We start from the raw sequence: 9,943 nt of genomic DNA on the forward strand, positions 1-9,943 counted from the left end.
GCATCGCCGTTTTTCTCAAGCCGAAGTTGTACCGCTGTGGCAGGCTTCCCGACGTGGTAGATCCGTCGGGTGTCTCCACCCTGGACGAGCTCTCCGGGCTCCTGCGTGACCTGCGGCGAAGGCAGGCGCGGCGGGTCCGGTCGTCCCCGTTGACCTTCGGCGAGATGGCCGCCCGCACGGGCTGGCCGCACGCCGTCATCGGCACGTACTTCGACGGCCGCGCCCTGCCGCCCGCCGAGCGCCTGGAAGCGCTGCTCCGCCTGCTCGGCGCCTCGCCGGCCGAGTGCTTCGCCTTCGCGTCCGCTCGCTCCCGCATCGAGACGGTCCGGCCCGGTTTCCCGGCCGCCGGAGGCTCGTCGACGCTCGGGGGCTCGGCCCCCGGCACCGGTTCGCGGGCACTCCCGCCGGCGCCGCCCGGTTTCGCCGGCCGAGCCGGGGTCGTCGCGCGCCTGGACCGCCTCCTGCCCGGCGCGCGAGCCGTGGTCATCGGCGGCGCGGCCGGCGTCGGCAAGACCGCCCTGGCCATCCACTATGGACACCGAATCGCCGACCGCTTCCCGGCCGGCGCCGTGTTCCTGGACCTGCGCGGCTCCGACCCGTCCGGCCCGCCCCTCCCGCCGGCCGAGGCGCTGCGCATCCTGCTCGACGCGCTCGGCGTGGCCCCGGCCGACCTGCCGCTCGGGGTGGCCGCCCGCACGGGCCTGTTCCGCAGCCTGACCGCCCGCCGCGGCGTGCTCTTCGTGCTCGACGACGCCGCCGACGCGGCCCAGGTGCGCCCGCTCCTTCCCGCCGCGGGCGACAGCGTCGCCATCATCACCGGCCGCAGCGGCCTGTTCGGTCTCGCCGCGACTCCGACACGGCCCGGGCGCCCCGCCGCGGGCGAGGACGATGTCGACGCGACTCCGGCGCGGCCCGGAAGCTCCTTCGCGAGCGCGGTTCAGGCGTGGCCCGGGCGCCCCGCCGCGGGCGAGGACGATGCCGACGCGACTCCGGCGCGGCCCGGAAGCTCCTTCGCGAGCGCGACTCCGGTGCGGCCCGGAAGCCCCATCGCGAGCGCGGTTCAGGCGTGGCCCGGGCGCCCCGCCGCGGGCGAGGACGATGTCGTCGGCAGCGCCGGCGTCGGCCTGGCGAAGCTGTCCAAAATGGACGGTGTGGCCACGGTGGTGCTGGACGCCATCGACCGCACCGAGGCGCGGGCCGTGCTGGCGGCGCGCATCGGCGCCGACCGGGTAGCGGCGGAGCCGGACGCGGTGGACCTCATCATCACGTCGTGCGGCCGGCTGCCCATGGCCCTGTCGGTGGTCTCGGCACGCGTGGCGCTGCACCCGGAGCTTCGGCTGACCGCAGTGGCCGACGCCCTGGCCGAGGCGACGGCGTTCTCGTGGGCCTACGACCGGTTGACCCCGGATGCCCGCCGCCTCTTCCGCGGCTTCGGCGCCCACCCGGGCCCGGACCTCGCACCAGCCGACGCCGCCGTCCTGATCGCGACCGCTCCCGCCTCCGCCGCATCCACGTCTCCCGCTCCCGCCGCGTCCACCTCTCCCGCCCCCATCTCCGCCGCGTCCGCCTCTCCCGCGTCCGCCTCTTCCGCGTCCGCCTCAGGCGCGTCCGCCTCTTCCGCGTCCGCCTCTCCCGCTTCCGCCTCAGGCGCGGCCGCCTCGTCCGCCCCCGTCTCCGCCGTTTCCACGTCCTCCGCGTCCACGTCGTCCACGTCTTCCGCGAGTGTCCTCAGTGGACGGCTCGCGGCGGATGCGCTCGCCGAGTTGGCGCGGGCGCAGCTCATCACCGAGGCGCGCCCCGGCCGATACGCGATGCACGCCCTGCTCCGTGAGCACGCGGCCGCCCGCACCTCCGACGCCGAGCGCGGCGCGATGCAGGACCGGCTCGTCGAGCACGGCGCCGAGTTCGCGGTGCTGAGCCTGGCCATGCGCCGCGGCCGGTACCGGGATGCCTGGCGCATCGCCGACGCCGTCGACGCCGACCTGGACGCCGCGGGCCGCTGGGACGACCGGATCGCCGCCCAGGAGATCGCCATCCGCGCGGCTGAGCGCCTGGGCGACCTGGCCCTGCTGGCGAGGGCCCAGCGCGCCCAGTCCGCCGCGTACCTGCACACCGGCCAGCACGAGTCCGCCCTCCGCCGCCTGCGCGAGGCCGCCGACTGCTTCCTGGCCCAGGGCGAACCGGCCGCGGCCGCCCGCTGCCGCCAGGACCTCGCGGCACTCCTGGAGTCGATGGCCCGCTTCGCCGAGGCGATCGTCCACGACGAACTGGCGCTGGCTCTCTTCCGCCGAGCCGCCGACCGCCACGGCCAGGCCGCCGCCCACGCCGCCGCGGCCTGGCACTACGCCCAGGCCGGCCGCGCCACCGAGGCGGTGGCCCACGGCGAGGCGGCCCTGTCGCTGCGCGCCGACCTGGACGACCCGCACGAGGTGGCGGCGGCCCTGGCCCACCTGGGCCGGGTACACGCAGCCCTGGGCGAACGCGACCGCTCCCTGGAACACCTGCGAGCGGCCTTGGACCGCTACACCGAGCTGGGCGACCGCCTGGACGAGGCCGACACCGCGACCCGCCTGGGCGACGCCTTGGACGGCGCCCCGGCAATCGGCCTGTGGCGACGGGCCCACGCCATCTACGAGCGCCTGGGCCACCCGTCCGCCGAGACGGTGGCCGCCCGCCTGGGCATCTAGCCCGCTGCGCTCTGCCAGGACGCCTGACGGCCCATCGGCAGGACGCACGGTGCGACACCGACCCCCGCGCGAGATGCGCAACGGCCCGCCACAATGCGTTGGCGGTGCGCGAGGCGGAGGTGCCCTAGCGGCCCGTGCGGCCGACGTGCGCTAGCGGTCCGTGCCGCCGACGAGCCCTAGCGGTCCGTGCGGTGCTCACGCTCAGCGGCGAAGCGGCCCGGTTCAGTAGCGGAAGCGCCCCACGAGCTGCTGCAAGCGGTCCGCCATCGTCGCCAGCTCCGCCGAGGCCGTGCGTGACTCGCCCATGCCCGCGCTCGTCGCGCGCGAGGCGTCCGCCACCCCCGAGATGGTCGACGCGATCTCGTCGGTCCCGGCCGCCGCCTGCGTCACGTTGCGGCTGATCTCGCCCGTCGTCGCCGTCTGCTCCTCCACCGCCGCGGCGATCGTGGTCTGATACTGGCTGATCTCCGAGATCACCGAGCTGATCTCCCCGATCGAGGCCGCCGCGGCCCGGGCGTCGCTCTGGATCGCGCCCACGCGTCCCGCGATGTCCTCGGTCGCCTTCGCCGTCTCCTGGGCGAGATCCTTGACCTCGCTGGCGACGACCGCGAAGCCCTTGCCCGCCTCACCCGCGCGGGCCGCCTCGATGGTGGCGTTGAGCGCGAGGAGGTTCGTCTGCTCGGCGATCGAGGTGATGAGCTTCAGGACGTTGCCGATCTCGGTCGAGGAGGTGTCGAGCTTGGCGACCGTGCCGGACGCGGCCTCGGCGGCCTGCACCGCGGCCGCGGCCACCCCGGCCGCCTGCGACGCCGACTGGGCGATCTCGCGGATCGACACCGACATCTCCTCGGCCCCGGCCACCACGCTGTGCACGTTGCCCGCGACATGCGTGGCCGCCGACGCCACCGATCCGGAGCGGGTCGACGCCGATTCCGCGGTGCGGGCGATCTCCTCGCTGTTCGAGGCGAGCCGCCCGGCCGCGCCGGCGACCCCGGTCGCGGTGTGGGCGACTTCGCGGACCGTCTCCCGCGTGCGGGCCGTGGCCGAGTCGAGCGCGGCCGACATGCGCCCGATCTCGTCGCGGCTGTCCGAGCCCGCCACTCCGGTCAGGTCGCCCTCGGCCATCCCGGCGAGCACGGTGCCGACCCGCCGCAGCGGACCGACGATCCGCCGGACGGTGTAGAGCGCCACCGCGCCGCCGAGCAGCACGCCCGCGCCCAGCACCCCGATCAGCAGGATGCGGGCCCGGTGGTAGTCCGTGCGGGCGACCGCGGCCCGATACCTGGCCTGGCTCGCCTCGCTGTTCGCGGCCTGATCCAGCGCCGCCATCGCCTTGTTGATCAGCGGGTTGGCCTTGTCGGTCGCGATCTGCTCGAACTTCGCCACGTCACCGCTCTGCGCGGCCGACAGCTGCTCGCCGTCGCGAACCTGCTTGTACTCGGTCCAGACCGCCCGGAACGCCTGGATCGCATCCTGATCGACGGCCGCGGCGGCATAGGCGGCGATCCCGTCGTCGACGGCCGCGTCCGCCGCCGCCAACTTCGTCGTCGCGGCCGACTTGTCCGGCGACAGGGCCACGTCGCGGATCGCGATGCGGGCCGTGAGCGCCTGCGCGCGCAGCTCGGCCAGCTGCAGCGACCGTTGCAGGTTCTCGCGCTCGATCGCCTCACCATGCGTGTAGACCGCGCTGAGGCTGGCCACGCCCACGAAGCCGGCGACGATCGCGGCTACGGTGAACAGGCCGCTGATCATGAAGATCTTCACGGCTACCGGCCGATCGGCGAACCAGCTCATCCACGGTGCCCTTCCGACGGGATCAGCCTCCCCCCGATCCTGATCGACCCGATGGTGCGGAGGTGAAGGATTTTCGCGGGGCATGCCGGACGGCCATCGAACGGGTTTAATCACCGCATGACCTCCGAAACGCCCGGCTGGGACGCGATCAACGCGGCGCTGGAGCGGATCTACCCCGGCGTCGAGCCCCGCCACTTCGGCACGGTCCGCAAGTGGGCGCTCGGCGGCCCGGATCCGCTCGACGGCATCAGCTTCTATCCCCGGCTCGATCCGGTGCCGCACTGGCACGCGGTCTCCTACGGGATGAGCGAGCTCTACGGCAAGCAGTCCGACAACCCCGACGAGTCCGGCTGGGGCTTCGAGTTCACCTTCCGCATCGCCCGCGACCGGGACGAGACCGAGCCGCCGATCTGGGCCGCGAACTTCCTGCAGAACCTGGCCCGTTACGTCTTCCGGACCGGCAACTGGTTCGAGCCCAACCACCACATGGACCTCAACGGCCCAATCGCGCTGGACCGCGAGACGCTCATCCGAGCCGTCGTGTTCACCGAGGACCCGGAGCTGGGCGCGATCGACTCGCCCAACGGCGCCGTGCAGTTCCTGCAGGTCGTGGGGATCACCGCCGACGAATACGCCGCGACCCAGGCCTGGAGCGTGCTCGACTTCCTCGAGCTGCTCGCCCGGCGCATCCCGTTGCTGATCACCGACCTCACCCGAGGGTCCGTGGCCGCCGACCCGGAGGTGGCCGAGACGGTCGAGGAGGGCCGCCGCCTCGACGGCTCCGCCACCGCGACCCTCGCGCTCGCCGAGTTCGGCTGGCGCCCCGACGGTGACCTGATCCGCCTGGTCCTGGGCGCACACGTGGCCCCGGTGGTCGCCGAGACGCTGCTCGGCCGCCTCCCGTTCGGCCGCACGCTGCGCGTGGACGGGCCCGAGAGCAGCGCCGAGTTCGCCTCCGGCAGCTTCTTCGTCGGCACCGCGCCCGGCACCGAGGACCAGCTCGAGGTCGTGCTCACCGGCGAGGCGCTCGACGGGCTGCTGCAGGCGCTGGTGCCCGTGGCCGGCGTCCGCGCGGCCCCCGGCGCGGAGCCGCTGGTCGTCGAGATCGTACCCTCGGCGATTCGCGACCCGGAGGGCAACATCGTCCGGACGATCGGCTAGCCCCGTCCTACTGTGATGGTCGTGACGTATACCGCAGATGGTTCGCGCTACGAGCAGATGCAATACCGCCGGACCGGCCGCAGCGGGCTGAAGCTGCCGGCCGTCTCGCTCGGGCTCTGGCACAACTTCGGCCACGACCGGCCGCTCGACGGGCACCGGGCGCTGGCCCGGCGCGCCTTCGACCTCGGCATCACCCACTTCGACCTGGCCAACAACTACGGCCCGCCCTACGGCTCGGCCGAGGAGAACTTCGGCCGGATCATGGCCACCGACCTGCGTCCCTACCGCGACGAGCTCGTCATCTCCTCGAAGGCCGGCTACGACATGTGGCCGGGCCCCTACGGCGACTGGGGCTCCCGCAAGTATCTGACCGCGAGCCTCGACCAGAGCCTCAAGCGCCTGGGCCTGGACTACGTCGACATCTTCTACTCCCACCGCTTCGACCCCGAGACGCCGCTGGAAGAGACCATGGGCGCGCTCGACGCCGCGGTGCGCGCCGGCAAGGCCCTCTACGTCGGCGTCTCCTCCTACTCCCCGGAGAAGACGGCGCAGGCGGCGGAGATCCTGCGCGGGCTCGGCACTCCGGCCCTCATCCACCAGCCGTCCTACTCGATGCTCAACCGCTGGATCGAGGACGGCCTGCTCGACGTGCTCAACCGCGAGGGCATGGGCTGCATCACCTTCTCCCCGCTGGCCCAGGGCATGCTCACCGACCGCTACCTCAACGGCGTGCCGGCGGGCTCCAGGGCGAGCGAGAACAGCTCGCTGTCGACCGACCTCCTCACCGAGGAGAACCTGGCCAAGGTCCGGGCCCTGCACGACATCGCCGCGGCGCGCGGCCAGAGCCTGGCCCAGATGGCGCTCGCCTGGACGCTGCGTGATCCGCGGGTCACCTCGACGCTCATCGGCGTGAGCAGCATCGCCCAGCTGGAGGACAACGTCGCGGCGCTGGCCAACCTCGACTTCTCCGCCGAGGAGCTCGCCGCGATCGACCGGCACGCCACCGAGTCGGGCATCAACCTCTGGGCGAAATCCAGCGCCCACTGATGTCGATTCCGGGCCGGCCCGATTCGTACAGCCGGTGGAAGTCGCTTCGTTCCGTCTGGAGGAGACCATGAAGCAGTACCTGCTGGCCGTCATCGAGCCGAGCGTCGGCGAGCCCCCGGCGCCTGCGGAGATGCAGAAGATCATGGAGCGGGTCGCCGAGTTCGAGCGCAGCGCCAAGGAGGCCGGGGTCTGGGTGTTCAGCGGTGGTCTGCACCCGCCGTCGAGCGCGACCACGCTGCGGCCCAAGGGCGACGACGTGCTCGTCACCGACGGCCCCTTCGTCGAGGGCAAGGAGCACCTCGGCGGCTTCACGATCGTGCAGTGCGAGGACCTGGACGCGGCCCTCGAGTGGGGGCGCCGCTGCGCCGAGGCCACCACGCTCCCGATCGAGGTGCGGCCCTTCCGATGGTGAGCGGGGCAACCCCGCCGACCATCGAGCGGGTCTTCCGGGAGGAATACGGCCGTGCCGTGTCGGTGCTGGTCCGCAGCTTCGGCGACATCGACCTCGCCGAGGAGGCGGTCCAGGAGGCCTTCGCGGCGGCGGTGCAGCGCTGGTCGGCGGGGGTGCCCCCGAGCCCGGCCGGCTGGATCATCACGACCGCGCGCAACCACGCGATCGACCGGCTCCGCCGCGAGGCGCGACGCGCCGAGAAGCACGCCGAGGCCGACTTGATCTACAACCTCCCGCCGGACGAGCCCGACGACCGCCTCCGGCTCGTCTTCACCTGCTGCCACCCGGCGCTGGCCCGGCACGCGCAGGTGGCGCTCACGCTGCGGCTGCTCGGCGGCCTCACCACGCCCGAGATCGCCCGGGCGCTGCTGGTGCCGGAGGCGACCCTGGCCCAGCGCATCGTGCGCGCCAAGAACAAGATCCGCGACGCCGGCATCCCCTATCGGGTGCCGCGCGAGGCCGATCTGCCCGACCGGCTGGCCGCGGTCCTCGCGGTGATCTACCTGATCTTCAACGAGGGCTATGCGGCCAGCTCGGGCGACGGGCTCGTCCGCGACGACCTGTGCGCCGAGGCGATCCGGCTCGGGCGGATGCTGCGCCGCCTGATGCCGGACGAGCCCGAGGTCGCCGGGCTGCTGGCGCTCATGATCCTGGCCGCGGCCCGGCGCCCGGCGCGCGTCGACGAGGCCGGCGCCCTGGTGCCGCTGCCACGCCAGGATCGCTCGCGGTGGGACCGGGCGGCGATCGCCGAGGGGCACCGCCTGGTGCGGGAGTGCCTGCGGCGCGATCGGCCGGGGCCCTATCAGCTCCAGGCGGCGATCAACGCGGTGCACACCGACGCATCCGATGCCGAGGCGACCGACTGGGGTCAGATCGTCCAGCTCTACGACCAGCTCCTGGCGGTCGCGCCGTCGCCGGTCGTCGCGCTCAACCGCGCCGTCGCGGTGGCCGAGGTGGAGGGCCCCGACGCCGGCCTGCGGCTGATCGAGGGTCTCGACCTGGCCGGCTACCACGTGTTCCACGCGGTGCGGGCCGACCTGCTGCGGCGGGCCGGTCGTTCGTCCGAGGCGCAGAGTGCCTACGAGAAGGCGGCCGAGCTGGCGGGCAACACCGCGGAGCGTGATTTTCTGATGACGCAACGCTCGAGCCTCCCTTCTGCTACCGGCTGACCGCGTCAGCGCTCGACCATCTTGCCGGCGAGTGGGATGCTCGAAAGATGACCCATCCGGTGCTCGCCCAGTTGCTCGCGGTCGCGTTGATCGTCGCGATCTGTGCGCTGGCCGTCGTCGTCATCCCGATCAACCGCCGGGGCGCTCCCATCAGCGCCCGCACCCGGCCGGGCCGTCGCGACGATGAGCGCGGCTGGTATGGCTTCATCTACGCCAACCCCGACGACCCGAACCTGGTCGTCCCCAAGCGGCTCGGCCTGGGCTGGACGATCAACTTCGGCCACCGCCGCGCCTGGCAGGCTGTCTTCGGGCTGCTCGCCTTCATTGCGCTGAGCATCGTCATCGGCACCGTCGCCGGCCACCAGGGCCGCTGACGATCAGTCCACGGTGGGCCAGTCCCACCCCAGCTGCAGGAACATGCCCAGCCGGTCGCTGACCGCCCGAATCTCGGCGATCCGGCCATCCCGCATGGTCATGATCCAGATCTGTTCCACTTCGCACGAGCGCCCCGTGGGCTCCGGCATCCGCGGGTGAAATCCCGTGTGTGTGCCGCGCACGACCAGCCGGGCCACCACCGTGTCACCCTCGGCGACGAGCTGCTGTGGATACATCCCGCCCTCGCCGAACGCGTCCAGCTGCTGTCGGAACCCCTCGAACGCGGCCCCGGGCGCGTCCTCCTCGCCGAAGATGACCTTGTTGTGGTCGATGACGTCGGCCGCCATGTATCGCCCCCAGTCGGCGACCCGCCGCTCGCTCACGGCCTGAAAGAAGTCCGCCACCACCTGCTTGTTCGCGTCCATCGCGCCAGCTCCATTCTTACGTCGTAAGTTTGCTGCGGCCGAGTGTAGACTTACGACGTAAGAATCCGCAACCCCGAGGAGATCCGCCCGTGGCAGCGAAGCGTCAGCGCGGCGAACGCGCGGGCCTGACCCGCGAACAGGTGCTCGACGCGGCCCTGGCGCTCGTCGACCGGGTCGGGCTCAACGGGCTCACCATGCGCGCGCTCGGGGCCGAGCTGGGGGTCGAGGCGATGACCCTCTACCACTACGTCCCGAACAAGGAAGCGCTGATCGACGGCATGGTCGAGCGCCTGTTCACCGCCGCCTACCCGGCCGGGGCGGGCGACGACTGGCAGGCACACCTGCGCGGCTACGCGCACGACCTGCGGGCCGCGCTCCTGCGCCACCCGGGCGTGCTGCCCGCGGTGAACCGGCCCGCGGTCACCCCGGCGGCCCTGGACGCGGCCGAGGCGGGCCTGCGCACGCTGACCGGGGCCGGCTTCTCGGGCGGCGACGCGCTGGACGCGCTGAACGCGCTGACGCTGTTCGTGCTCGGGCACACCGCGGCCGAGGTCGCGATCGGGCCCGACGGCCCGCTGCCCGTCGACACCGAGCGTCACCCGCTGCTGGTCGAGGCCGTCGAGAGCGGCGCCGGCATCGACGACGCCGCCCGGTTCACGTTCGCGGTGGACGCGCTGCTGGCCGGGTTCGACGCGCTCCGATAAGAAGACGCGCTCCGACAAGAACACGAGCACCGAACGGACCGGCGGGCCGAACACCGGCGGGGGAGGACCGCCGGGACGCCGCGGGACGGCCGGTCCCACGCTGGCGGGAGTATCGGAGCCTGGCCGCCCT

9 protein-coding genes are annotated in these 9,943 nt (G+C 73.2%); 7 read left to right on the plus strand and 2 right to left on the minus strand.

The window, feature by feature from the left end; translation table 11 throughout:
- The first annotated feature begins 53 nt into the window (after positions 1–53).
- A complete protein-coding gene (locus tag ABT369_RS35870) occupies positions 54–2,687 on the plus strand; it encodes a tetratricopeptide repeat protein (RefSeq protein WP_350618892.1) in 2,634 nt (877 codons plus the stop codon).
- Between the two features lie 222 nt (positions 2,688–2,909).
- Here ABT369_RS35870 and ABT369_RS35875 read toward each other — a convergent pair whose 3' ends face one another.
- The gene (locus tag ABT369_RS35875) at positions 2,910–4,481 is read right to left on the minus strand and encodes a methyl-accepting chemotaxis protein (protein ID WP_350618894.1); all 1,572 of its coding nucleotides are present in this window, start codon (positions 4,479–4,481) and stop codon (positions 2,910–2,912) included.
- Positions 4,482–4,598: 117 nt separating this feature from the next.
- On the opposite strand from ABT369_RS35875, the gene ABT369_RS35880 reads away from it, so the two are divergent.
- The 5 genes from ABT369_RS35880 (at position 4,599) to ABT369_RS35900 (ending at position 8,683) form a co-directional block, all read left to right on the plus strand.
- Entirely contained in the window at positions 4,599–5,642 is a 1,044-nt protein-coding gene (locus ABT369_RS35880; protein WP_350618896.1) for a suppressor of fused domain protein, read from the plus strand.
- 15 nt (positions 5,643–5,657) lie between these two features.
- Entirely contained in the window at positions 5,658–6,689 is a 1,032-nt protein-coding gene (gene mgrA, locus ABT369_RS35885) for an L-glyceraldehyde 3-phosphate reductase (RefSeq protein ID WP_350618898.1), read from the plus strand.
- Between the two features lie 67 nt (positions 6,690–6,756).
- Positions 6,757–7,101 carry a YciI family protein gene (locus tag ABT369_RS35890; RefSeq protein WP_350618900.1) on the plus strand — a complete coding sequence of 115 codons (345 nt, stop codon included), beginning with the start codon at positions 6,757–6,759 and terminating at the stop codon, positions 7,099–7,101.
- A complete protein-coding gene (locus tag ABT369_RS35895; protein ID WP_350618902.1) occupies positions 7,095–8,309 on the plus strand; it encodes an RNA polymerase sigma factor in 1,215 nt (404 codons plus the stop codon). Before ABT369_RS35890 ends, ABT369_RS35895 begins: the two co-directional genes overlap by 7 nt.
- Positions 8,310–8,356: 47 nt before the next feature.
- Positions 8,357–8,683 carry a DUF5808 domain-containing protein gene (locus ABT369_RS35900; RefSeq protein ID WP_350618904.1) on the plus strand — a complete coding sequence of 109 codons (327 nt, stop codon included), beginning with the start codon at positions 8,357–8,359 and terminating at the stop codon, positions 8,681–8,683.
- Positions 8,684–8,686: 3 nt separating this feature from the next.
- Here ABT369_RS35900 and ABT369_RS35905 read toward each other — a convergent pair whose 3' ends face one another.
- Positions 8,687–9,109: an ester cyclase gene (locus ABT369_RS35905; protein ID WP_350618906.1), complete on the minus strand. Its 423-nt coding sequence runs from the start codon at positions 9,107–9,109 to the stop codon at positions 8,687–8,689.
- Between the two features lie 89 nt (positions 9,110–9,198).
- Between ABT369_RS35905 and ABT369_RS35910 the strand changes: the two genes are divergently transcribed.
- The gene (locus ABT369_RS35910; RefSeq protein ID WP_350618908.1) at positions 9,199–9,813 is read left to right on the plus strand and encodes a TetR/AcrR family transcriptional regulator C-terminal domain-containing protein; all 615 of its coding nucleotides are present in this window, start codon (positions 9,199–9,201) and stop codon (positions 9,811–9,813) included.
- Positions 9,814–9,943: the final 130 nt, after the last annotated feature.

This window comes from Dactylosporangium sp. NPDC000244 (assembly GCF_040300725.1).
In the GTDB taxonomy this organism is placed as follows: domain Bacteria; phylum Actinomycetota; class Actinomycetes; order Mycobacteriales; family Micromonosporaceae; genus Dactylosporangium.

What these genes read in the sequence shown, in the direction of transcription:
- mgrA (WP_350618898.1), top strand. Translation starts at nt 5,658, where the DNA reads ATGGTCGTGACGTATACCGCAGATGGTTCGCGCTACGAGCAGATGCAA.
- ABT369_RS35905 (WP_350618906.1), bottom strand. Translation starts at nt 9,109, where the DNA reads ATGGACGCGAACAAGCAGGTGGTGGCGGACTTCTTTCAGGCCGTGAGC.
- ABT369_RS35900 (WP_350618904.1), top strand. Translation starts at nt 8,357, where the DNA reads ATGACCCATCCGGTGCTCGCCCAGTTGCTCGCGGTCGCGTTGATCGTC.
- ABT369_RS35875 (WP_350618894.1), bottom strand. Translation starts at nt 4,481, where the DNA reads ATGAGCTGGTTCGCCGATCGGCCGGTAGCCGTGAAGATCTTCATGATC.
- ABT369_RS35880 (WP_350618896.1), top strand. Translation starts at nt 4,599, where the DNA reads ATGACCTCCGAAACGCCCGGCTGGGACGCGATCAACGCGGCGCTGGAG.
- ABT369_RS35890 (WP_350618900.1), top strand. Translation starts at nt 6,757, where the DNA reads ATGAAGCAGTACCTGCTGGCCGTCATCGAGCCGAGCGTCGGCGAGCCC.
- ABT369_RS35895 (WP_350618902.1), top strand. Translation starts at nt 7,095, where the DNA reads ATGGTGAGCGGGGCAACCCCGCCGACCATCGAGCGGGTCTTCCGGGAG.